The 22,108-nt window shown below is 48.1% G+C and carries 20 protein-coding genes; all 20 read right to left on the bottom strand.

The annotated features are described in order from the left end of the window. Positions 1-94: 94 nt before the first annotated feature. The 20 genes from ACFVS2_RS29230 to ACFVS2_RS29135 all read right to left on the bottom strand — a co-directional run bounded on the left by ACFVS2_RS29230 (position 95) and on the right by ACFVS2_RS29135 (position 22,077). Positions 95-2,359, bottom strand: coding sequence for a cellulose biosynthesis cyclic di-GMP-binding regulatory protein BcsB (locus ACFVS2_RS29230; RefSeq protein WP_390239825.1), 2,265 nt, complete (start codon positions 2,357-2,359; stop codon positions 95-97). A gap of 3 nt (positions 2,360-2,362) precedes the next feature. Beyond that, positions 2,363-3,649, bottom strand: a complete 1,287-nt coding sequence (locus tag ACFVS2_RS29225; protein WP_390239823.1) for a glycosyltransferase family 2 protein — start codon at positions 3,647-3,649, stop codon at positions 2,363-2,365. Further along, positions 3,642-5,429, bottom strand: a complete 1,788-nt coding sequence (locus ACFVS2_RS29220) for a DUF2334 domain-containing protein (RefSeq protein WP_390239821.1) — start codon at positions 5,427-5,429, stop codon at positions 3,642-3,644. The genes ACFVS2_RS29225 and ACFVS2_RS29220 overlap by 8 nt, the downstream gene beginning before the upstream one ends. Continuing rightward, positions 5,395-6,264 (bottom strand): GGDEF domain-containing protein, encoded by an 870-nt coding sequence (locus ACFVS2_RS29215; protein WP_390239819.1) that lies wholly within the window; start codon positions 6,262-6,264, stop codon positions 5,395-5,397. Before ACFVS2_RS29215 ends, ACFVS2_RS29220 begins: the two co-directional genes overlap by 35 nt. Further along, positions 6,245-7,297, bottom strand: a complete 1,053-nt coding sequence (locus tag ACFVS2_RS29210; protein ID WP_390239817.1) for a glycosyl hydrolase family 8 — start codon at positions 7,295-7,297, stop codon at positions 6,245-6,247. The genes ACFVS2_RS29215 and ACFVS2_RS29210 overlap by 20 nt, the downstream gene beginning before the upstream one ends. A 281-nt stretch (positions 7,298-7,578) precedes the next feature. After that, a complete protein-coding gene (locus tag ACFVS2_RS29205; protein WP_173618399.1) occupies positions 7,579-7,950 on the bottom strand; it encodes a response regulator in 372 nt (123 codons plus the stop codon). Positions 7,951-8,225: 275 nt separating this feature from the next. After that, positions 8,226-8,834 carry a hypothetical protein gene (locus tag ACFVS2_RS29200; RefSeq protein WP_173618400.1) on the bottom strand — a complete coding sequence of 203 codons (609 nt, stop codon included), beginning with the start codon at positions 8,832-8,834 and terminating at the stop codon, positions 8,226-8,228. A gap of 39 nt (positions 8,835-8,873) precedes the next feature. Further along, on the bottom strand, positions 8,874-9,422 hold the full coding sequence (locus tag ACFVS2_RS29195) for a hypothetical protein (protein WP_173618401.1): 549 nt from the start codon (positions 9,420-9,422) through the stop codon (positions 8,874-8,876). Between the two features lie 201 nt (positions 9,423-9,623). Continuing rightward, the gene (ggt, locus tag ACFVS2_RS29190) at positions 9,624-11,234 is read right to left on the bottom strand and encodes a gamma-glutamyltransferase (RefSeq protein WP_390239814.1); all 1,611 of its coding nucleotides are present in this window, start codon (positions 11,232-11,234) and stop codon (positions 9,624-9,626) included. Positions 11,235-11,549: 315 nt separating this feature from the next. Next, on the bottom strand, positions 11,550-12,080 hold the full coding sequence (locus tag ACFVS2_RS29185; protein WP_017249659.1) for a chromate transporter: 531 nt from the start codon (positions 12,078-12,080) through the stop codon (positions 11,550-11,552). Next, positions 12,077-12,658 carry a chromate transporter gene (locus tag ACFVS2_RS29180; RefSeq protein WP_048030999.1) on the bottom strand — a complete coding sequence of 194 codons (582 nt, stop codon included), beginning with the start codon at positions 12,656-12,658 and terminating at the stop codon, positions 12,077-12,079. The genes ACFVS2_RS29185 and ACFVS2_RS29180 overlap by 4 nt, the downstream gene beginning before the upstream one ends. A gap of 24 nt (positions 12,659-12,682) precedes the next feature. Further along, complete coding sequence (locus tag ACFVS2_RS29175) at positions 12,683-13,669, bottom strand: ABC transporter ATP-binding protein (RefSeq protein WP_007729875.1); 987 nt, start codon at positions 13,667-13,669, stop codon at positions 12,683-12,685. After that, positions 13,666-14,640, bottom strand: a complete 975-nt coding sequence (locus ACFVS2_RS29170; protein WP_390239811.1) for an ABC transporter ATP-binding protein — start codon at positions 14,638-14,640, stop codon at positions 13,666-13,668. Before ACFVS2_RS29170 ends, ACFVS2_RS29175 begins: the two co-directional genes overlap by 4 nt. 35 nt (positions 14,641-14,675) lie before the next feature. Beyond that, a complete protein-coding gene (locus tag ACFVS2_RS29165) occupies positions 14,676-15,506 on the bottom strand; it encodes an ABC transporter permease (RefSeq protein WP_173618445.1) in 831 nt (276 codons plus the stop codon). After that, positions 15,506-16,462: an ABC transporter permease gene (locus tag ACFVS2_RS29160; protein WP_017249656.1), complete on the bottom strand. Its 957-nt coding sequence runs from the start codon at positions 16,460-16,462 to the stop codon at positions 15,506-15,508. The genes ACFVS2_RS29165 and ACFVS2_RS29160 overlap by 1 nt, the downstream gene beginning before the upstream one ends. A gap of 41 nt (positions 16,463-16,503) precedes the next feature. Further along, on the bottom strand, positions 16,504-18,066 hold the full coding sequence (locus tag ACFVS2_RS29155) for an ABC transporter substrate-binding protein (RefSeq protein ID WP_390239809.1): 1,563 nt from the start codon (positions 18,064-18,066) through the stop codon (positions 16,504-16,506). Between the two features lie 119 nt (positions 18,067-18,185). Then, a complete protein-coding gene (locus ACFVS2_RS29150) occupies positions 18,186-18,662 on the bottom strand; it encodes an Lrp/AsnC family transcriptional regulator (protein ID WP_173618407.1) in 477 nt (158 codons plus the stop codon). Positions 18,663-18,904: 242 nt separating this feature from the next. Beyond that, the gene (locus ACFVS2_RS29145) at positions 18,905-19,375 is read right to left on the bottom strand and encodes a nucleoside deaminase (protein ID WP_390239807.1); all 471 of its coding nucleotides are present in this window, start codon (positions 19,373-19,375) and stop codon (positions 18,905-18,907) included. Between the two features lie 70 nt (positions 19,376-19,445). Further along, on the bottom strand, positions 19,446-21,332 hold the full coding sequence (locus ACFVS2_RS29140) for an FtsX-like permease family protein (RefSeq protein ID WP_390239805.1): 1,887 nt from the start codon (positions 21,330-21,332) through the stop codon (positions 19,446-19,448). Further along, on the bottom strand, positions 21,307-22,077 hold the full coding sequence (locus ACFVS2_RS29135) for an ABC transporter ATP-binding protein (protein WP_007729857.1): 771 nt from the start codon (positions 22,075-22,077) through the stop codon (positions 21,307-21,309). The genes ACFVS2_RS29140 and ACFVS2_RS29135 overlap by 26 nt, the downstream gene beginning before the upstream one ends. Between the last annotated feature and the right edge of the window lie 31 nt (positions 22,078-22,108).

Below are 22,108 nucleotides of genomic sequence, written 5' to 3'. Positions count from 1 at the left end.
TCTCAACAATTTCTGAACAAAAGACAATCATAAAAAAGAACAGGGACAGTTACCTATACGGCAACTTATCCCTGTTCTTCTTCATGTTTTTACACTATTTTTTTCGCCGAACCTTCTCTTTCTCTTTTTTCAACAAGCGAATAAAGATCACTAGTACAATCAAAAATACCGCCAAAATCACTCCGATTAACCAGAGCGGGATATTGCCTACTACCTCATTTATGCCTTTTGTCTGTTTCTCTTCATGGTCTTCGAGCTGAATAGAGAAAACCTCGTTTGATTTGCTCATCACAACAATTTGCCCATCTTCGTTGGAATTCTTCAGATACTCAAGTAGATCAGCATGAAGGAAGGTTCCCTGACTAGCCTTACTCTCGTCTCCAGATTGGAAAACACTCAACGTCCGCTCCTGATTCCAGATCGAGGGCTGGACCCAGGCCACATAACGGCTCGTCTCGTTGATTACGTGGTATTGGTTCAACTGTTTGGCCTCATTGATCAAAAGCTGTCCCTGAACCTTCTGCAAGCTCGGGTATTGCTCAATATCCCCCATCGCAATCACATTGTACGAGGCGATCTCTTGCAAGGCTTTCTCGTTCAGAGGCTCCTGGAAAATGACGAAGGAGCTTCCCTTCTGATTGCTTACCTCAGACAGCATATTATTCATTAGCATTGAAAACTGGGACAAATAGGACCCTGTCCATTTTTCCGGCAGCAGGAAGGCGGTGTCCTTCAAACCTGCATCCTGCACAAACGGAGCGGGCCAGTACCGGAAGCTACGCTGTGCAGGTACCTCGTGCGGCACGTTCAAGCTACTTTCCTTATCCACAAACACCCAGCGTCCCATGTTGTTCTCAGGCGCGCACACATCACCCTTCTGGTTCATCGAAGCCGAGAAAGAGACTGTCAGAGCATGATTCGCCTCTTTGATGACAGACTGTGGAATGGGAATACTCACATGGTAGTTATCGTTATCGTCCACTGCTTTCAACTGCTGGAGCATGACCGTATAAGGTACGCCATTTACCGTTACCGTCAACTGGTGCTGTGGCTTATCTTCCCCTTCGTACTTCTGCATAAGCAATGGGGAAATCTTCAGTTTCAAATCTAGCGTGACGTCCCCGGTAATCTTCCAATGAGACGGAATTTTCAAGCTCACCTGCTCGGTACGGCTGTTTCCGTGCTCAAGCATAACATGCGAATATCCGCCTGAAGCCAAAGAAAGAGAAATCGGACTTTGCTCTGCTGCCTGTACGCTGGGAACCTGCTTGACAGTCAGTTGATTCCCTGCCAACTGCTTGTTCATTTCCTTATCTGTCAGTAGATGAATCGTCTCGGCAAAGTTTGTCTCCTTGCCTCTCGACACCAAGAGCAAGAGCTTGGCTTCAGCAGATTGATTCACTCTCATCTGATAGTAATCGAGCCCCAGCTTTTGTTCCCTGGTCGCAATCCCCTGTTCAGCAACCAGTGTTTTAAGCGGGCCAGTCCAGCCTTCCGGATTGCCGATCGCGATGATGTGTCCCAATTCTCCCTTTGCTTTCCACTCGCTCTCTGTCATGATCGGGATCGGGCGTTTCGTAGCTGTCTGGGCAGACAAGGATGTGGCTACCTTCAACGCGGCTGCCACCACATCTTGATCTGCGGCATCAGGAACGACGATCTTGGTAAACACTTCAGTCGAATTGCCCGGCTCTACGAACGGTACCGGGTACTCCCTCAACAGATCGGCAGACGAGGTTACGGCCTGCGTATCCAGAAAAGCAAAGGAGCTTTTATCGATTTTTACCCAGTTCGCAGGATCGTTCTGATCGTCGCAAATGTTGTCGGTGAGCAGGCTATGCTTGGTGATGGTAATTTTGTGGAAGCCGATTGCCGTCTCGTCCGCTCCCAGCGGTACTCTGATTTTCCCTTGCTGGGCAGTCTCCTTGGTTAAAAACACGCTTTTCAACGGCTTGTCATCGACACTTACCGTCAAAGTAGAACGTGTGCCGTTCAGCAGCTCGGAATGACTAAATGAGATTTCCAGATAGTTGTTGCTTCCGATGGTTGCACGCGGAACACTGTAGAAGTAATCAAAAGACTCGTTTACCCCATCCAATGTGACCGGTTCACTCGTAAAACGCAAAACAGTTCCTGGTGTCTTGTCAATTCCATTGGATGCGTAAGTCGTTTTTGCTTGCTTGGCTAGGTTTGAAAAGGTAAACACAGGTGGGCGCATCGCCGGTCCCGATGGCGCAGTTGCCCCGGCTTGTGTCGGTGTTGTCGTGCCTTGAGCGTAGAGCGTACCCACTCCTTGCCCAAAAAGGAGAGCGGTTACGGTCAATAGCGCAAACGCCGGTTTCCAATTGTTTCTCTTCATGTTTTACACCTGTCTTTCTGCTGGCGGTGCGGACTTCTTATCTGCCGCGAAACGCTCTGTCTTATACCATTTAAGCTCCTGTCGAAATACAACCCTCTTGAACTCCAGGTACAGAGCGTAGACGACCAGGACGATCCAGAGCTGCGAGTACGTAAAATACATCAACAATACTATCAAGAAGTTTTTTACATTCAATTCAGTCCGCTCAATACTAAGTGCGATCATTACTTCAGTGACGTACAGGAAGTAAGCCAAAATCCAGAGAATCATGGCAACAATGCCTACCTGCAAATGCAAATCGACGAACATATTCGTCACAAACAGTACATCCGATACGATCACACCCATAAAGAACAGGAAATAAGTGAAAAAGAAGTAGATCAAATCAAACATGATGCTTTTCTTTCGCAAAGAGAAGATTCTCCACATGAACTTCAGCACAACGTACTGATTCCCTCGCGCCCATCGCGTCCTCTGCTTCCACCATACCTTCCAGCTTTCAGGCTCCTGCTCCCAGGTGATCGCCGCCGGGAAGAAACGAATATAGTAGCCCTCATTGTAGACACGGATCGTCAGCTCGGTGTCTTCCGCGAGAGCTTTTTCATCCCAGCCACCCAGTTCCTCAACCAAGCTGCGGCGAATGGCGAAGTTGGTCCCCGGAATCGTCGTCACCCGGAACCAGAAAAATCGTCCTGCCTGCGCCATCCATTGAAAGCAGATCGTCTCGATGTTGATAAAACGTGTAAGTAAATTCGTAGCGGCGTTCACCACCCTGAATTTGCCGACAACAGCCCCTGCCTTTGGATCGTTTAACAGCGCCAGAACAAGGTAATAGACGGCTTTGCGCTCTGGTGTATTATCAGCGTCATAGACCACGATGACTTCTCCTGTGGAATGAGCCAAGCCTTGGTTGAGCGCACCCGATTTTCCTTTTCCGGCATGAGGAGGCTTGGTGTGGACCACCTTCACGTACGGGTATTTGCTGGCGTATTCATCGGCGATTTCCCCCGTGCGATCACGGGAATTGTCATTGATGACGACAATCTCCAGTTTGTCTTTCGGATAATCCAACCTCAGCATCGCCTTAATGGTCCGTTCGATGACGACTTCCTCATTGTGAGCGGGGATCAGAACGCTTACCTTTGGCAGCGGATGCTGTTTTTTTTCCCACTCTGGAATGGGTCGTCTATATCGCAGGTAGTGAAAATACCCACCCTGCATCAAGAACATATGGTACAGCAGCATAATCCAGATGACAGACAGGGAGAGATAAAATAAAGCATTAGCCATCGAGATCACGCTCCATAAATAGTTGTTTGCGCAGGTTAGCCCGATTGCGCCACGTATACAACATAAACAGCATGACCATGACAGACACGAGTACGGCAATGCCCCATAGTACGAGCTGTACCCACCCATTTTCACGCAGGAAATCCTGAAGATTTTGGTAAATATCCGAAGCCTTCAACGTTGAACTCTGCTCTTCTAAAGACTCGGCGAGGATAGGTGCCTCACTAGCTTCCTGACCGCTATCCAGACTGATTTCCTGTCCGCTCATCCCGCGGACGTCTATCCACTTCACATCAGGCAAAGTCTCCACGTAGGCAATCATTTCTTTTAAAGGTTTTATTCCTAAATAGGGATGAAAAAACATGCTGACCATGCCATCTCGTACAAAGCTGACCTCTCTGTATTTGTCCTTGATATCCTGCATCGGAGTAGAAGAGGAGGGATCATAATAACCGACTGTTTCCGGCAGGAGGGTCATTCCGTGCAAAAAGGCCGGCTTCGATACAAAAGGAGGCGCTCCCATGTGTACCCAGTCCCTGTCATTAAACTGAAGCTGGCCAAGGACATAAGGAAAGTAGCGAGCCATGACCTCGTACCCTTTTTGGCTCATCGTGTAGTGCGGGGCCTCAAAAGCAACGGGAGCCAGACCCAGCTCAGTCAGTTCCTTGATTCCTGTCTCCATGCGTGTCTGTATATATTGCTCCTCGTATTCTTTCAGCGACTGCTGATAAGTCTCATACTCGGCCTGAGACGAAAACGCATGCCTTTTCTTCAAAGGAGTCTCGTCGTCCGGAGCTTTGGAGACTGGCGAGTTGTTTTCGATGTCCCAAAACTCCGACCCTTCCCCTGTTTCCGAATTGCGATAGTGGTGCATGTATCCGTGCAGTACGATGCTTGCTCCTCTTTTTTGCAACTCCCGCAGCACCTTGAGCATCTCTGGGCGATCCTTCAGATGGACCATCTCGTGCGTCTCGGAGTTTTCGTACACCGGGATAAGCGCAATGACGAAAGGAATCCCCTTGTCTGCTAAATAACTCCCCGCCTCCCAGACCAGCTTCGGATCGGAATGAGGATGTACGTCCTCCAAACGAATCAATGCGTAACGCCCCGCGTCATGCGGCTGCTTGAAAACCTCGTGTAGTGCTTCTGACACAAAGAGGGAGAAGGGCGAAGTGAAATTGGAGCTGGCAAAATACGCTGTCTTTCCGTTCTGAACCAACAGCGGGTATGTATACATCCCCTTCCAGCCCTCAAGCAAAACATCGCCTTGAGATAGCGAGATATGCCCCACCAGATAGTTGTCATTTAGCAGGACTTGGTCAACACCCTGAGGCTTTGATACCTTCTGGATATCCACCTGTCCGTTCACCTGGAAAAAGGAAAACCGCGCTCCCAACTGCTCTACGTTTTTGCCAAGCGCAAGCCAGGTGCCCTGAAAGCGTTGCATGATTTGCCTCGAAGAACTACTCAAATCCTTTGAGATGCTACCGTAATAGACGAGGTGTGTGACTCCGTCCAAATCTCGCTCGGTCAATACCTCGTCCGCCACATAGGTGAGCTTTGAGCTGTAATGTCCCATCACCAGATCAAGCATGCGCACTTCATCCGTCAAGGCTCCGTCTTGGGTCGAGTAGACGACCAGTACCTCTGGCTCTTGTCCCGCCCGCTCCACAGCGTACAGCTTGCCCCCTGTTCCAGCCAGCAGCAAGAGCACGGCAAGCAAAGAAACGACTATGCGGCAGCGATTATTGAATGTATTGTTCCAGCTCTTGTTTGGCACGTTGCACCATCTCCAAATGGTCACTCACATCTTCCGCGTAATGACTGATTCCAAACCCGATCGTCAGTGTGACCTGCTTTTTGTCATTTTCCAAATTGTGTACGGATAGGAGCCTTTCGATCTTTTTGACGACTACTTCCGCCCCTTCTTCATGGCTGTTGCTCAAAATAACAGCGAAGGTTCCTGAGCCCTGCTCCCCGCGGTCGAGACGAAACTTGCGGTCTGTTAGTCGCGTGTTGTTGCGTAATATGGTTGAGAGCGAGCTGAGCAGATAATCTCCCTCTTTTGGGCCGTACAAGCGATGGAAGGAATCCAGATACAGGACTTCAATGAGCATCAGCGAAAAAGGGATGCCTGTCCGGCGAGAGCGGCTACATTCTTCTTCCAAATCAAAGAGCAGTCGCTTCTCATTTGAAAAACCCGTCACTTCGTCGATCGTCACCAGCTCGTCAAACTTCCCAACCATCTCCTGATGCTCGGCCACTGTCTGCCTCACCAAGCGATGGATCAAGCCGGTCAGAACAGCAGCGCCGAGAAAGAGTCCCATCCAGATGACGATGTCAGAGAAGGAAAAGGAAATCGTCCAGCCAGCAAACATGCCCCAAATTAACAAACTGCCAAAGGCGAATAAGCTGATCAGGGCGAGCCCCAGGCTAGCCAACAGCCCAAAAATGATACCCGTCAGACTAATGACCACTGTCCAGCCCAACAGTAAGGTTGGGATCAACGGCAGAGCAGACATACCCACCGCAAACAGGGCGAGCAGAATGATGAAAAGCAAAAACAACACTTGATAACTGATAAATTTACCGTTTTTACTGAAGCGTTCCCTCATTGAACAGCCTCCTTTCTGCGAGCAGTGGAAGCAGATTGTCAAACGAATGCGTGTCCATCTGACTCATGTCCACGTAACCGCCATAGAACTCACTTTCTGGACGTCGAATCTGCTGACGAACCATCCGTTCATATAAATCACGGGCAAACGTGTAATCCTTAAGCTCGCTCGCTGTCAGGATCGCCAAGCTGTACACAGCTGGAGACTCGTACGATACCAGCGGTTTCTTGGTACCGGCATCGTATCTGCCATACAATAGGCCATTACGCGCAAACTCATCTTTGAGAAACGCCCACAACTCTGGCGATGATATACCTACTTGTGCGCGATGGTAGCCGATGTACAACTGGTCGATCAGATTCACTTCCTGATGATAGACATACTCCTTGCTGCCTAACTGATAAGAAAATGGGAAAAACCCGTTTTGGGTCGGCAACGCGTTCAGAAAGGAATGTACTTGATTATTCAATTCTTTGCTCACCTGTTGATGCTTCTCCATCAATTGAACGGCTGAAGCATTCAAATAGGAGAGTGTCAGGTTATCACTTGCTACCTTATAATGGCGATCGTAAAAATCGACCAGCAGTCCCTCTCGACTCTGGTTCTCCACGATGCTTTGTCCAACTTCATTGGCCAATTGGATATAGCTCTCGTCTCCCCATTTTTCCCCTGCCATGTAAAGAGCTTCTGCGATCCTCAGGTCATCCACCAATGCATTGGTCGCGACTGGGGTCTCATTCCCTCCACCCGCTTTCCAAGCAATCCATCCATTCTGATAATCGTAGGCTTTCATGACCTCTACATTCTGAGCGAAGAGGGCTTGATCCCCTTTTTCCACTGCGTACAGCATCCACAGACCAAGCGATTCCGATAAGGTCTCTGTCCCTTTTGCAACATTCGGGTCATTAGATGTAGCAGGTTTCATATTCGTTTTCAAGGTCTGATCGTCATTCGTCAAATGCTCCTTGATAAAGAGCTCGCCCGGCAAAAGCCTGACGTATTCGGAGCTACTGGTATTTTGTTCCGTTTTCATGGCAGACGGCACCCCCTGAAAAAAGCATCCACTCAAGATGAGGACAAGTAGGGAGACTGCTATCATGGGAAAGCGAAAATCTTTCAACATGCTCACGCCTTTTTAACATAAGTTTCTATCTCGCTCGATTCATCCCATTTTCGACGAACCTAGCGAAAGGTGTCGCACTTCCTATTATAATCCATCCGTTAAAAAGGTAGAGATAACTCCGCCTTCACTCGACAATGAGCCCACAACTTTCTGTGATCAAAATTTCATACTAACACCACTGCTATTTTGTTTCACCTAGTATCTGTTTCCAACAAATGTTGAACAGCCCATTCAATCCTCTCGAACTGTAAGGGCTTTGCGATAAAATCACGTGCACCTGCCTGGATCGCTTTGATGACAGTGTCGCGTCGTGCAACTGCGGAGCAAATAATGATCTTCGCATCCTTATCCAGCTCCATAATTTTTCGGGAAGCAGCCAAACCGTTCATGCCCGGCATGGTAATATCCATCATGACGAGTGTCGGTCGATACAAACAATAATTTCTAACAGCCTCCTCCCCTGAATCAGCTTCTGCAACTACCTCAATACCTAATTTCTCAAACATGTTACGCAGCACGAGTCTCGTAAACGCTGTATCATCAACAATTAAAATGCTATTCATCCAAATTGTTTTCTCCTATCTTTTATACCACGACTTTCGAACTATCAAAAAGTATTTCCTATACTCAAAAACGACATGATCTGACCATTTTCTACATTTTACTAGGAACATCTAAACAGTTTCTGAACAGAACAGAATAGCCATAAGAAGTAATAGGCATTAAGAATCACACACCTATCGTCCATTCCATTACTGGGAAACAAAAAAAGACCGAAGCATCTGCTTCGGCTCTACTCACTTTTCTATTCGTTTCTCTCTTCCCTACCTGTTTCAAACTATTCAATGAACTCACTATATTTTTCTAGAACATCTTCTTTTAACGTAATCCCTGAATTTTTGCTCAGTGATTTTTCACTTTTTGTTGATTTTGAATCTAAATTAAATTTTCCTAAATCATTGTTAATTACACTGTACTGTCCATGCCCATTTTCATTCAAGAAAATAATGTACTTCTCACCTTGTTCCATTTCTTTATATTCATCAATCGTGATTTTTTTCGTTCCATCTAACTCAATCATACCAACAGGTTCTATTATGGAAAGTGTTTCAGATTCTGCTAAATCAAAGTCATTCGGAGATTTAATAATTTTATCTATCTCAATCTCTGTTAACGTATAAAAGTCTTGCAAACTACCATCTTCATAATAACTGGTCTTATGTTCTCGATCTGAAAAGTCAGTGGTTGGGGTTCCTATCAGAATTAAGTCTGCTTCATCCAACTCCTCGGCACTTTCATATGTCATATAAAGTGCTTCTAAAGAGATTGTTTCCATTGGCTCATTCTTTTGGGAAAAGGTGCTGAAAGCTGCGCACACAAAAACGATGGCAGTCAACATGATTCCAATTGCTATTTTCATATACAATCGATTCATTTTCAGATTCATCCTAAAACCTCTCCTTTGACTTTTTATTATTTCACTTCTCTATTGCCCCCATTTATTCTTTAATTCTGTCTTATCATAAGAGCTTGGTCCTCTACTTTGTATCCCTTGTTTCATAACAGAAGTTACGTTGCCAACAGGATGTGCCAATTTCAGACTGTGTCCAATTTCGTGTGTAGCATTCGAAATTCTTTCAGCTTCGCTCATATTAAACGCGTCCATATTGTTGTGAAATATATGAACTTTGGTAGAGCTCCAATTACTATTAATACTTCCCATCCGAGTACCATTATACGGGTCCATCCTTCCTAACAACCCTTGAACACTCGTTTCTCCTACATAGTATTTATCTGAATTCTCATGTGACCGTGAAACAAAGCTAACCTTTGATGATATGCCTTCCCAATTACGAATGGCTTGGTTATAAACTTTCTCGTAGTCATAGGAGTAGTTGTATACGGAGGAATCAAACTCATATACCGTAGTCCCTCCCCATGTTTTTCCTCCCTGCCAGTAATCAGCAAGTGCAGACTGAATAGGAACAATCAATAAGAGCGTTGCAATACCTAAACTAGTAAATTTTCTCTTCATGACTCACACCTCTTTTTCCTTTTACTGGAATTTATACCAATTGTATGAATATTTCTACAAGTTGTAAATACTGTGTTTTTAGAAAAAATAGTTTCTTACCTCGAATCTAACAGTCGGATTCATCGGAAATCCCTTTACAAGTATGAAAAAGAGCCGCAGCATCGCTTCGGCTCTTTTTTCCTCTTTTATTCTCCTATTTCCCTACCAAGCAGCAATGCTGCTGTCTGCGCGCATATCAGTCCCACCGCTCAGCACACCATTTTCATCACGCCAAATGATTTGACCACGCCCGAAATAATTGCCGAGCTGCGCCCACTTGATGGTATGGCCCCTGCGCTCCAAGGCTTGTGCCAAATGCTCCGGGAAATGACGCTCCAGCTCCACCGTTTTGCCTTCCATCCACTGCCAGCGCGGCGCATCGAGCGAAGCTTGCGGATTGAGGTGGAAGTCGATGGTGTTCATGACCACCTGTACGTGTCCTTGTGGCTGCATGAAGCCTCCCATTACGCCGAATGGCCCTACTGCTTTTCCATCCTTCGTCAAGAAGCCCGGGATAATGGTGTGGAACGTTCTTTTGCCTGGCTCCAAGCAATTGTCATGAGTTGGGTCCAGCGAGAAGTTATGACCGCGGTTTTGCATGGCGATCCCTGTCCCCGGCACAACTACCCCGGAACCAAAGCCCATGTAATTGCTTTGGATAAAGGAAACCATGTTGCCCTCACCGTCAGCAGTGGCCAAATAGACCGTGCCGCTCATTTTCGGCTGACCCGGCTCTGGCGTCAAGGCTTCATGACCAATCAGTGCACGGCGAGTAGCAGCGTATTCCTCTGACAACAATGCTTCCTTGGAAACTTTCATTTTGCTCTCTTCAGTGATGTATTTCAATCCATCAACAAATGCTAGCTTCATCGCTTCGATTTGCTTGTGATACGTTTCCGTCGTGTCTTTTGCGTCAAAATCAAAGCCCTTCAAAATGTTCAACGCCATCAGACCGATCATCCCTTGCCCATTCGGCGGGATCTCCCACACATCATAGCCGCGGTAGTTGACACTGACCGGCTTCACCCATTCCGGCTCATAGGCAGCCAAGTCTTCTTTACGCAAGTAGCCGTCGCACTCCCGGGAGAATGCGTCGATCTTATCTGCCAGCTCACCGCGATAGAAGCTCTCTGCATTTGTTTCCGCGATTTGACGCAGCGTCTCAGCATGACCTGGCGACTTCCAGATGTCGCCCGCTTTTGGCACCTTGCCATCTGGCGTAAAGGTGGAAAACCAATGCGCGAACTCTTCCCCTTTGCATTGCTGGGAAAACTTTTTGTGTGCAGCATTCCAATAATGCGCCAATGTTGGCGATACCGGATAGCCATTCTCCGCATAATCAATCGCTGGCTGCAAAACCTCCGTCAGCGGAAGACGTCCGAAACGCTTGGACAAGGCGGCCCACGCAGCAGGCGCCCCAGGCACAGTGACAGGTGTCCAGCCATAGGTCGGCATTTCTTCCAGACCTTTTGCTTTTAATGTCTCGATGGAGATTCCTTGTGGAGCAGGTCCGCTTGCATTCAGTCCATGCAGCTCGTCTTTGATCCACACGAGGGCAAAGGCGTCTCCCCCGATGCCGTTCGAGGTCGGTTCGACTACAGTCAGGCACGCAGCCGTTGCAATCGCCGCATCCACCGCATTTCCACCCTTTTTCAATATATCGAGACCTGCTTGTGCCGCCAGTGGCTGCGAAGTCGCTACCATACCGTTCTTGGCAAAAGTCGTCACACGCTTTGATGCGTATGGGTATTCCATTGCGTCATAGTTAACCATGATTTATGCCTCCTTAAGTAGTTCTTTGTTAGCCAATATGAAAACCAATGAAGGTCCTTTTGGTTTGAGTCAACATAGTGGAGGAGAAGAAAAAGCACAGTTCTCTTCGACTCTGACACGCCAGCAGGGGGGAATTACTGTCCATCTCCACTTCAAAAAGGGGACCGTCGAGCCAAAGCCACCCTACGGGCGGAAGTTTCTCAGGGAGGAGGTGTTCGACAACCTTGCTCCCCTTTTTGAAGTTCCGACTGGGTAGGCGTTGTCAAGGTCTACGAGCCCTGTGCTTTTTCTTCCTACCAGCTTACGTAAACTTTCCTAGCCGATGAAAACAAACCCGTAAGCCATCGCTCCCAAAATGACAAAAGCGGGATGGACCTTCCATGTTTCGAGCAGAAGGTAGGATGCCACTGTCAAAATCCCTGTTTGCATCCAGCCGATTCCCTCGACTGCGCCCATCAGGAATTGATACGTCATCGTTCCGAGCAAGACAGTAACGACCGGACGTACCGATTGGGTCATCGCTTTTACCTGTGGAGCACTGCGGAATAAGTTAATAAAACCCATCAGTAAGACCATCGCGATCGCTGTTGGAGCAACCGTTGCCAATAACGCGACTACTGCACCCGGTACACCCGCTACCTGATAGCCAATGTACCCAGCGAGCTTGGTCGCAATTGGGCTGGGCAGCGCATTTCCTACCGCCAGCACTTCTCCGAATTCCTGTACAGTCATCCACTGGTAATGGTCAACCACTTCATTTTGGATCAACGGGATGCTCGGTGGTCCTCCCCCGTACCCCAAAATGTTGGAGATGAAAAAGGCCCAAAATAATTGCAGGTAAATCATGCTACTCCCTCCTTGCCGTCCTTGTCCTTGCGCTTGCGGACAGACCAAGTAGAGTAGGCAAATGAAACCGCCAGCGCAATCCCTACTACGATGCCCGGATGCCAATCAAGGAAGAGCAACGCTACGAGTGAGAGGGCGAGTGAAAGGCTCACACCTGCTTTGCTGGACGCTCCCTTCCAACCCTTTGAAAGGAATTCCCATGTAAGGACGCCTGTCATGACTGCGATTACGGGACCGATTGCCTGGATCATGCCGTATACACCCGGCGCATCCTTCCATTGATAAATGACTTGCAGCAAACCGATCATCACAAGCACGATTGGCATCACTACTGCGATGTTTGCCACCAATGCACCCTTCCAGCCTTTTACCCGATAGCCGATAAATGCGGCCAGCTTGGTCGCAATTGGTCCTGGAAGAGCGTTGCCGAGCGCCAGATTGTCGGAAAAGTCCTCATCTGTCACCCATTTGTACTTTTTCACGCATTCGGTGTAAAAGAGAGGAACCATCGTAGGTCCTCCCCCAAACCCGAAGATTCCGATGCGGAAAAAGGCGAGAAATAATTGCCAGTAAATCATAGCTGTACCTCCATCCTTGCCTAGCTAGCGGAAAAGTTCGCCCGATTGCACCAAATGACAGGAGACCAGTTGGCCCTTGCCGATGTCTGACAGACTGGGCACCTGCGTCTTGCAAGTCTCTGTCGCATATGGACAACGCGGATGAAAGGTGCAACCGCTCGGTGGATTTGCTGGACTCGGTAAATCGCCTGTCAACAAGATCCGTTCGCGCTTTTGCCGTGGTTTCGCTACTGGAACAGCCGAGAGCAGCGCCCGTGTATACGGATGACTCGGGTTCTCAAACAGCGTCCGCTTGTCAGCAATTTCTACGATCCGCCCCAAATACATCACCGCGATCCGATCGCACAAGTGCTTCACGACCGACAAATCATGCGAAATGAACATCAGGGTCAGATTAAATTCTTTTTTCAAATCCTTCAACAAATTGAGTACCTGTGATTGAATCGATACGTCCAATGCAGATACGGGCTCGTCGGCAATGATCAACTTTGGTTTTACGACCAGTGCGCGGGCGATTCCGATCCGCTGCCTCTGTCCGCCGGAAAAATCGTGTGGATGGCGGTTCAGATGTTCTTTTCGCAAGCCAACGACCTGAATAATCTCTTCGATGACTTTTTCCCGCTCTGCCTTTGTCCCGATGTTGTGCACCATCAGCGATTCCATCAAAATCTGCTTGATCGTCATCCGTGGATTCAGCGAAGCGTATGGGTCCTGAAAAATCATTTGCAGGTTTCGTCGCATGACGCGCATTTCTTCTTTGGGAAGCTTCGCTAAATCTTTGCCATCAAACCAGACTTCTCCTGCTGTCGGCTCCAAGAGGCGTAAAATCGTTCGGCCCGTCGTAGACTTGCCGCAGCCCGATTCCCCTACAATGCCAAGCGTTTCACCGGGATACACTGTCAGATCAATACCATCGACTGCTTTGACATGTCCCGTCGTCCGCTTCAAAAAGCCACCCTTGATGGGAAAATGCTGTTGCAGCCCTTTTACTTCTAAGAGAGGTGTCGTCATGCCTGTTCTCCCTCCTTCGCGTACAGCCAGCAGCGGCATTTTTGATTGTCCAGTTGCAAGAGTTCAGGGGGCTTTTCGTGACAAATCGAAATTGCTTGCGAACAGCGCGGGGCAAATCGGCAGCCCACTGGCATTTGATACGGCAGGGGAACCGCTCCCGGAATGGTTTCCAGGTATTCGCGCTCTTCGTCCAGCTCAGGAATCGAGTTCATCAGACCGATCGTATACGGATGCTTCGGACTGTCAAACAGCGTATCGACATCAGTCTCCTCAACGACTTGGCCAGCATACATGACGATAACGCGGTCGCACATCTCGGCTACTACACCCAAATCATGCGTAATCAGCATGATGGAGGTTCCGGTCTTTTCTTTTAAATCGCGCATTAAATCAAGAATTTGCGCCTGAATTGTCACATCCAGTGCCGTTGTCGGCTCGTCTGCAATTATTAGCTTCGGATCGCAGGACATCGCCATCGCGATCATGACACGCTGGCGCATCCCTCCTGATAGCTGATGCGGAAACTCTCCGTAAATCTCTTCTGCACGAGGCATTCCGACTGCTTTTAGCATCGCAATCGCCCGTTCCTTTGCCTCTGCCTTCGTTACCTTGCGATGCAGCATGACTGCTTCCTCAATCTGTTTGCCTACGGTATGTAGCGGATTGAGAGATGTCATTGGCTCTTGAAAAATCATCGCGATTTCATTACCGCGAACACCTTGCATTTCTTTTTCCGACAGCGCATGCACGTTCTTCCCATTGAAGCGAATCGATCCTTCCGTGCTTCCGTTGGGCGGCAGCAAGCGCATGATCGACAGGCTGGTTACACTCTTCCCACAGCCCGATTCGCCCACCACGCCAAGCGTTTCACCAGCACGGATAAAGAAGTCGACGCCGTCCACCACACTGACGACACCGCTGTCCGTGCGAAAACGGGTTCTCAGCTGTTCCACTTCCAAGATGGTCGTCATCTGCTCCACTCCTTTTCTCCCGTGTAGGGCATTCATTATTTACGTGCGCGCGGGTCCAGAACTTGCTGTAGACCATCCCCCAACAAGTTGAAGCCCAGCACGACTAAGAAGATGGCAATCCCCGGATAAAATGTCGCATAAGGCGCGACGGACATAAGTGTTTGTGCTTGGTTTAGCATGCTGCCCCAGGAGGGAGTCGGTGGCTGTACGCCCAATCCGAGATAGGACAAGGATGCTTCTGCGATAATCCCGGATGCCATCGCCAACGTCGCTTGAATCACAATCGGGTTCATCGCGTTCGGCAAAATGTGGCGGAAAATAATGCGTGCATCCTTTACTCCAACCGAACGTGCTGCTTGAATATACTCCATGTTCCGAAGCGTAAGAACTTGACCGCGTGTAATCCGTATAAAAGCAGGGGCAAAACCAATCCCAATCGCCAGCATGGCATTCCCGAAGCCTGAACCGAGCACCGCCGAAATCGCCAGAGCCAGAATCAAAAACGGAAAGGCCTGCATCGCATCGACGCTTCGCATGACGATCCACTCATCCCAAAAGCCGCGGTAGTAACCGGACAAGAGTCCAATCGGCACTCCAATTAGCATCGCAATACCAACAGAGATCAGCGCTGCCTGAATGGAGATGCGCGCCCCGTAAACAACACGGGAGAAAATATCCCGACCGAGATCATCGGTCCCAAACAAATGCTCACCATCTGGCGACATCAAAATTTTGTTATAGTCTTGTGCATTGGGGTCGAAGGGTGCGATCAGCGGCGCGAAAATCGCCACCAAGATCAATCCGAGGATAATCACCGCTCCGATGACGCCCAAACCATTCCGGAGAAATTTGCCCACGGTTTTCATCACTCACCTGCTCCTTTCCCAGCCTTGATGCGCGGATCAATGACAGCGTACAAAATGTCGACAATTAGGTTTACCAAGACAACGAGAACCGCAGAAACAAGAATGGCTCCTTGAACCGTTACGTAGTCACGTTTGAATACAGATTCCACAATCAGACGGCCAAAGCCAGGAATCGAAAAAATTGACTCGGTAATCACCAGACCACCCAGCAAGCCTGCGATCATCAAACCCGAGGTCGTTACCACTGGAACCATCGCATTTCTCAGCGCATGCCCCAGAATCGTGCGAGCCTCATTCAATCCCTTCGCTTTCGCTGTCCGAATAAAGTCCATGCTCACGACATCGAGCAAAGAAGAACGCAGCATTCGCATCAATACGGCAGATTCCCGCAAGCCCGTTGCCAAACAGGGCAGAATCATAGCCATCAGGTTTTGTGTAGGATTCTCGGAAAACGGTACATAACCGGATGAAGGCAGCCATTGGTTTTCCACGGCAAAGAAAATAATCATCATCATCGCCAGCCAGAAGCTGGGGATACTCATACCGCCAAGCGCAGTAAAGGTACTTGTATAGTCAATCCAGGTCCCGCGTCGCACTGCCGCGAGAATTCCCGCTGGAAACGCAATCAGAATCGCTACCAAGAACGTTCCGATCGTCAATTCCACGGTAGCCGGGAGTCTTTGCATAATTAAGTCTGCGACCGGCACACGGTCCGTAATCGATATTCCCAAATCACCCGTTACCACTTTTCCTAGCCAGGAAAAATACTGCACCACGATCGGCTGATCCAATCCCAGCTCGGTTCGCAGTGCCGCATAGGCTTCCGGTGTCGCTTCCTCTCCTAAAATGACCCGGGCAGGATCGCCCGGGATCATATGAATCAAAGAGAATGTCATAATCGACACCAGCAGGAGAATCGGGATTGTCAGCAATAGACGCCTGACTATGAACATCATGACAATTCCTCCTTGCTCTTGCTGTTATAGTGTTGCGCTACCTATTGCTTGTCCAAATTGGCTGTACGGATCAAACCGTCTGGAACATACGTAAAGCCGGTTACTTTCTTGTTCATGCCGAGCAGTACATATTGGTGGTACATATAGGCATAGCCCGCTTCTTCTTGCAGCAATGTGGCAGCTTCGCCATACAGCGCCTTGCGTTTTGCTTCGTCCAGCTCACCACGTGCTTTGATGACCAGTTCATCCAGCTTCGGAATAGAAATGCGGCCATCGTTGTTCGATGTATCTGTTACGACGAAATCATGGAAGTTTTGATCAGGGTCCTGACGTCCAGACCAGCCCAATTGCATCGCTTCAAATTCGCCTTTATCGCCTGTTTCGATCAATTGTCCATATTCCAATTTTTCCAATGTCACGTTGATGTTTTGTTGCTTCAGCATGTTTTGCAGTACCGCACCCAGTTGTTCATTCTCTGGAGAAGTAGAGATGTACAGCTTGAAGTTAAATCCGTTTGGTTGACCGCCCTTCGCGAGCAAATCCTTGATTTCCGCTGCATCCGGCGGCTTCGGTGTGTTCAGTGCTTCATTGTAAGCCAGACTACCTTTTGTAAATGCTGTCCGAGCCGGTGCCGCATAGCCGTTAAACAGTACTTTTACCAGGGCATCACGGTCAATGGCACGATCCACAGCCTGACGGAGATACTTGTTGTCAAACGGCGGGCGAGAGTTGTTCAAGTAAAGACCTTGGTAACCCATGCCGGATTCCGCAACCAATTGCAGGTTCGCATCGCCCTTGATGGCAGGGATTTCTTTTACAGGGGTATCATCGATGATATCCAGCATGCCGGAGCGCAGGTTTTGTACCTTCGCAGTTCCGTTCGTGAATACTTTGTAGTTCACTTCATCGATCTTCACTTGACCATTCCAGTAGTTTTCATTTTTCTTCAGCGTCACGTGGTCGCCTTTTACTTGCTCTACAAATACGTATGGACCTGTACCAACCGGATGATTGAGGTATTGATCGCCATGTTCCTTCACTGCTTTTGGCGATACCATAATGCCCGAACGGTCAGTCAATACGGACAAGAATGGAGCGAAAGGCTCTTTCATCTGGATTTTTACGGTCTGCTTGTCCACTACAGCAACGGAATCTACGAATTTCAATTCGCCTTTCCGGCGGGACTTCTCATCGTTCATGTTGCGCTCGAAGTTGAATTTCACTGCCTCAGCATCAAACTCCGTGCCGTCGTGGAATTTCACGCCCTGCTTCAGCTTCAATGTATAGGTCTTGCCGTCTGGCGTTACTTCATACGATTCCGCCAGCATTGGCACTATTTTTCCTTCTGAATCGATATCAAACAGCTTGTCATAGAGGCTCGCGTATACATGACGGTCGTACAGCGAAGTCGAGGTGTTTGGGTCCATTGACGGCGGGTCTGCCTTTAACCCAATATTCAGTACTTTTTTGCCGGAGGCTGGCGCTGTTGTTGCGGTTTTGCCGTTGTCCGTAGTCGCACTGTTTCCTCCTCCACAGCCTGTAACCAATAAAACTGTCCCCAGAACAGCACTGAGCATTGCTTTGCTCACTTTGGTCGAAAACATAGGATGACCCCTTTTCTCTCGTTTTTTCTCTAGTCTCTTCTCAGAATCGTTCGGCATTCATTTCATAATCCCAACGGATTTTCGCCCGATGGCATTCCCCCTTCCAAGTTCACTCGTATCTAACGGATAAAGTTATACTTGGACTTCAGTATTTTCAATTCGTTAATGACATTCGTTTTGGAGATGCCAGGAATCTTGTGCAGCTTTTTGATCAAAAATTGAGATAATTCTTCATTACTTGTTACGAGCACCTGTGTGAAAAGCTGATATTCACCAGAAGTGAGTACGATTAGTCTGATTTCTACGGTGTCCGTTAACGCAGCAACCACATCGTCCAGCTTTTCCGCATCCACAGCCACTTGAATCATCGCCTGTACGTGAAACCCTGCCTTGACTGGATTGACAATACCGACCAGACTCAGGGCACCTTCATCCTGCAATTGCTGGACCCGCATGCGGATCGTCTTTTCCGTGACCCCGAGGTCCTTCGCAATCTGGGTAAACGGCAAGCGCGCATTTGCTTGCAAGGCGCGAATGATCCCATAGTCGATGTCATCTAAATCAGGATAAAGTGATCTTCGAAAAGTTTCTTCCATATAAACACACCTTTATTCGTCTTTTTTTAACAATATTCAACCTTATTACAGCCCGATTTTTTAAAATTTGGTCGAATTTCATAATGATTGTTGTTACTATAATACGATTTTCGACATAGCGCAATACTTTTATCTGAAAATTTGATTTTGAAAGCATTTTCATTCTATTTTTCCTTTCCACCTATTCTTGCTATAAATAAAACGAAGAAAAAGAGCCTACTCCGCTTGGGAGAGGCTCTCTATTAATATTCGATACGGTTCGGAGATTGAGACCATGCTTCAAATGGACTCCGTCTATTCGCAAGATTGATTCTCTGAAAAGGAATGCTGCGCTCTTCATGAGGGAGAACAATCTGCTCATAAATAAACTGATCATCAAAACCGACATGCGCCGCATCTTCTTTCGTGCATGCGTAATAGACATTGCGCGGTCTGGCCCAATAGATGGCTCCCAGACACATCGGACACGGCTCACAGCTTGTATACAGATCACAATCGTTTAATTGAAAGGTTTGGAGATGACGACATGCTTCCCGAATTGCTTGAATTTCGGCATGTGCCGTAGGGTCATTGCTCGTCGTCACTTCATTACGTCCTCGCCCGATTACCTGTCCGTCCTTCACGACAAGGGCTCCAAACGGTCCGCCTATTTTATCACGTACATTTTCAACCGCAATCTGTACGGCTTGCCCCATCCATGTCTCTCGTTCCATCCGCTTGCCCCCTCGCATCCTTCTCCTTTTATCCTATGTCCATGCGCATCTGGACATGCTGGAAAAGTCACTAGCGGTTCATTGATTGCTTTAAATGGAACAAATAACGGTTTCGAATGATCCAGAAATACACACCTTGAACAACGACGAAGCTACATAGGACAATCGCGGTCGGTTTGACCACAGACGCGACAAGAATCAGCTTCAACAAGCTTTGCAGGGAAACGAACGCCACCATGCTGTGAATAATCGCTACCACAATCGGCACGAAGAACAACAGGGCAACCTGAGTCGTAACGATCCGCGTCAATTCCGCATCCGTGAGTCCAATCTTGGAAAGCGCTCCATAATGCCGCTTGTCGTATTCCAGATCCGTGTACAAACGGAAATAGAGAAAGCTTGCTGCAGCTACAAAGAACAACACGCCCACAAACAACCCGATAAAGAGTCCCATGTTCGCCATTTGTTTCATGCTGTGGTAGTAAGGCGCACGAGCTGAAAACGAATAATTTTCTTCGAAATGACTAATATCTTCCTGAAGCTTGAGACTAAGATCCTGCGTTTCCTTCCATCTTGGCACCTCGTATACAAAGCGCTGTTCTTCCTTCATTTTCGGAAGCTGGTCAAACACCTGATTCGGTACGACAACCAATCGCTCAAATTCAATCCCTCTGATCAATGGAGTCATATTCGTATCTGTTTTGACTGCGAGCTGTGCCTTCCCCACTTGCAACGTTTTGCTCGCTACCGAATCACCAATCCAATTGAGCAGTACGAAGGCCTCTTTATTCGTCATTTCGAGTACAGTCGAATTGGACACTACCGCCAGCCGGTTATAGTCAGACAGCTTGACTACTCCAACCCTTTCCTCCTGAACCAGTTCTGGCAAAACTCTCATAGCCACTTGATATTTTTCGAAGGAAAAGCCACTTTGCTGCAAGCTCGTTTCGATTAACGACAGATGCTTCGCTCTCTCCGCATCGCTTTGTTTGGACTGGTATTCAAACGCAAATGGATGTGTTTTCATCACCGTAATCTGAATCGACCCAGCCAACGCTGCCAGCGTGCCAATCGCACAAAAAGCCACGGTAGAGACGATGCTGACCAAAAAGAACATCCGTGCATTATCCTTCATCCGATAGGCCAAATCAGAGAGCGTCAGGAGATTCGTACCTTTCCAATAAAAAACGCGACGCTTCTTCAGAAAATCGATGAAGATGACGCTCAGCTGAGTAAACAATAGGTACGTTCCGACAGTCGTCAGCGCAATGACCGGAAGCATCAGCACGAGCACATTCACGCCGTCAGCAGTGAGGGCTAAGGCATAGCTCATTCCCAACAAAGCTACTGCGACCAGAGACAGCACTACCGATGCCCTCGGCTCACGCTTAGGCCGACCGCTTCCTTGCAATAGATCCAACAGACTGCGGCTTCGCAGCACGAGGACGGTAAACAGCGAAATGGCTGCGTACAAGACGAGAAACGCCACCACTGTCAAACCGATCGCTTTCCACGGGAAGTAAAACCCGAGTGCTTTTACATCCAACAAAAATCCAGCGAATTGGAAAAATAGCTTGGCGAGAACCAGTCCGAGCCCAATCCCGATGGCAATCGAGACAATGCCAATCAGCATGTTTTCCATAAATATCAGCGTGTTCCGCTGTAACGGTGTCATGCCCTGGATAAAAAGGATGCCGAACTCCTTCTCCCTCTTTTTCAGGAAAGCACCGACACAGTAAAAGAGAAAAAAGAAAGAGAACAGAAAAATGACGTACTCAGCCGCCATCATCCCAGTGGCTACGGATTCATGAATCTCCTGTCCGATAATTTCCGGATGAAAAATGAACATCGCATAGACGAAAAAGATTAAGACAGAAAAAACGCTACTCATGAAAAACGCAGCGTACATCCGTTTATTTCGTACAACGTTATTACACGCGAATTGTCGAAAGGTCATAGGTGTTCCCTCCCAAAAACGACAACGAGTCAATAATTTTCTGGAAGAATACCTGTCGACTCTCACCACGATACATCTCGTTATGGAGCTGGCCGTCTTTAATAAAAATCACCCGATGGCAATAGCTGGCCGCCAAAGCATCATGCGTCACCATCATCATGGTGGTATTGTCTCTCTTATTGATCGCTTCCAGTGTCTCCATCACATTGCGCGAAGACTTGGAATCAAGATTTCCTGTCGGCTCGTCAGCGAGCAAAAGCGACGGGGAATGAATGATCGCCCTGGCAATTGCCGTTCGTTGGCGTTGCCCCCCAGACACCTCGAAGGTCCGCTTTTCCAAAATGTCCTGAATCCCTAGCTTCTCTGCAACACTTTGCAGCTTTTCTTCCATGACCGATACTTTCTCATTGTCCAGCGTCAGCGGCAACACGATATTTTCCCCAATCGTCAACGTGTCCAAGAGATTGAAATCTTGAAACACAAAACCGAGCTCACGGCGACGAAACAGAGCGAGTTTATCTTTTTTTAAATGATGCGGATTCGTACCGTTCAAAAGAACCGCACCAGAGGTTGGTGTATCAATGGTAGAGATCATGTTTAATAGCGTAGTCTTGCCACTGCCTGAGGGGCCCATAATACCGACGAATTCGCCCTTGCGAATCGAAAAATCGATATCGGTCAGCGCGCGGTAGGTTACCTTGCCCCCGTATATTTTACTCAAGCTATTTACAGCAAGCATTTCCATGCGCCATTCCCCTTTCTTGCACTTCCAAATT

The organism is Brevibacillus sp. NPDC058079 (genome assembly GCF_042885155.1).
Lineage (GTDB): Bacteria > Bacillota > Bacilli > Brevibacillales > Brevibacillaceae > Brevibacillus.
Note: the sequence above shows the minus strand (reverse complement) of the source record. Positions and strands in the feature narration are given on the sequence as shown.

Excerpts from the sequence above, each read along its gene's own strand:
- ACFVS2_RS29230 (WP_390239825.1), bottom strand. The coding sequence starts at position 2,359 with ATGAAGAGAAACAATTGGAAACCGGCGTTTGCGCTATTGACCGTAACC.
- ACFVS2_RS29225 (WP_390239823.1), bottom strand. The coding sequence starts at position 3,649 with ATGGCTAATGCTTTATTTTATCTCTCCCTGTCTGTCATCTGGATTATG.
- ACFVS2_RS29215 (WP_390239819.1), bottom strand. The coding sequence starts at position 6,264 with ATGAGGGAACGCTTCAGTAAAAACGGTAAATTTATCAGTTATCAAGTG.
- ACFVS2_RS29210 (WP_390239817.1), bottom strand. The coding sequence starts at position 7,297 with ATGAAAACGGAACAAAATACCAGTAGCTCCGAATACGTCAGGCTTTTG.
- ACFVS2_RS29205 (WP_173618399.1), bottom strand. The coding sequence starts at position 7,950 with ATGAATAGCATTTTAATTGTTGATGATACAGCGTTTACGAGACTCGTG.
- ACFVS2_RS29200 (WP_173618400.1), bottom strand. The coding sequence starts at position 8,834 with ATGAATCTGAAAATGAATCGATTGTATATGAAAATAGCAATTGGAATC.
- ACFVS2_RS29195 (WP_173618401.1), bottom strand. The coding sequence starts at position 9,422 with ATGAAGAGAAAATTTACTAGTTTAGGTATTGCAACGCTCTTATTGATT.
- ggt (WP_390239814.1), bottom strand. The coding sequence starts at position 11,234 with ATGGTTAACTATGACGCAATGGAATACCCATACGCATCAAAGCGTGTG.
- ACFVS2_RS29185 (WP_017249659.1), bottom strand. The coding sequence starts at position 12,080 with ATGATTTACCTGCAATTATTTTGGGCCTTTTTCATCTCCAACATTTTG.
- ACFVS2_RS29180 (WP_048030999.1), bottom strand. The coding sequence starts at position 12,658 with ATGATTTACTGGCAATTATTTCTCGCCTTTTTCCGCATCGGAATCTTC.
- ACFVS2_RS29175 (WP_007729875.1), bottom strand. The coding sequence starts at position 13,669 with ATGACGACACCTCTCTTAGAAGTAAAAGGGCTGCAACAGCATTTTCCC.
- ACFVS2_RS29170 (WP_390239811.1), bottom strand. The coding sequence starts at position 14,640 with ATGACGACCATCTTGGAAGTGGAACAGCTGAGAACCCGTTTTCGCACG.
- ACFVS2_RS29165 (WP_173618445.1), bottom strand. The coding sequence starts at position 15,506 with ATGAAAACCGTGGGCAAATTTCTCCGGAATGGTTTGGGCGTCATCGGA.
- ACFVS2_RS29160 (WP_017249656.1), bottom strand. The coding sequence starts at position 16,462 with ATGATGTTCATAGTCAGGCGTCTATTGCTGACAATCCCGATTCTCCTG.
- ACFVS2_RS29155 (WP_390239809.1), bottom strand. The coding sequence starts at position 18,066 with ATGTTTTCGACCAAAGTGAGCAAAGCAATGCTCAGTGCTGTTCTGGGG.
- ACFVS2_RS29150 (WP_173618407.1), bottom strand. The coding sequence starts at position 18,662 with ATGGAAGAAACTTTTCGAAGATCACTTTATCCTGATTTAGATGACATC.
- ACFVS2_RS29145 (WP_390239807.1), bottom strand. The coding sequence starts at position 19,375 with ATGGAACGAGAGACATGGATGGGGCAAGCCGTACAGATTGCGGTTGAA.
- ACFVS2_RS29140 (WP_390239805.1), bottom strand. The coding sequence starts at position 21,332 with ATGACCTTTCGACAATTCGCGTGTAATAACGTTGTACGAAATAAACGG.
- ACFVS2_RS29135 (WP_007729857.1), bottom strand. The coding sequence starts at position 22,077 with ATGGAAATGCTTGCTGTAAATAGCTTGAGTAAAATATACGGGGGCAAG.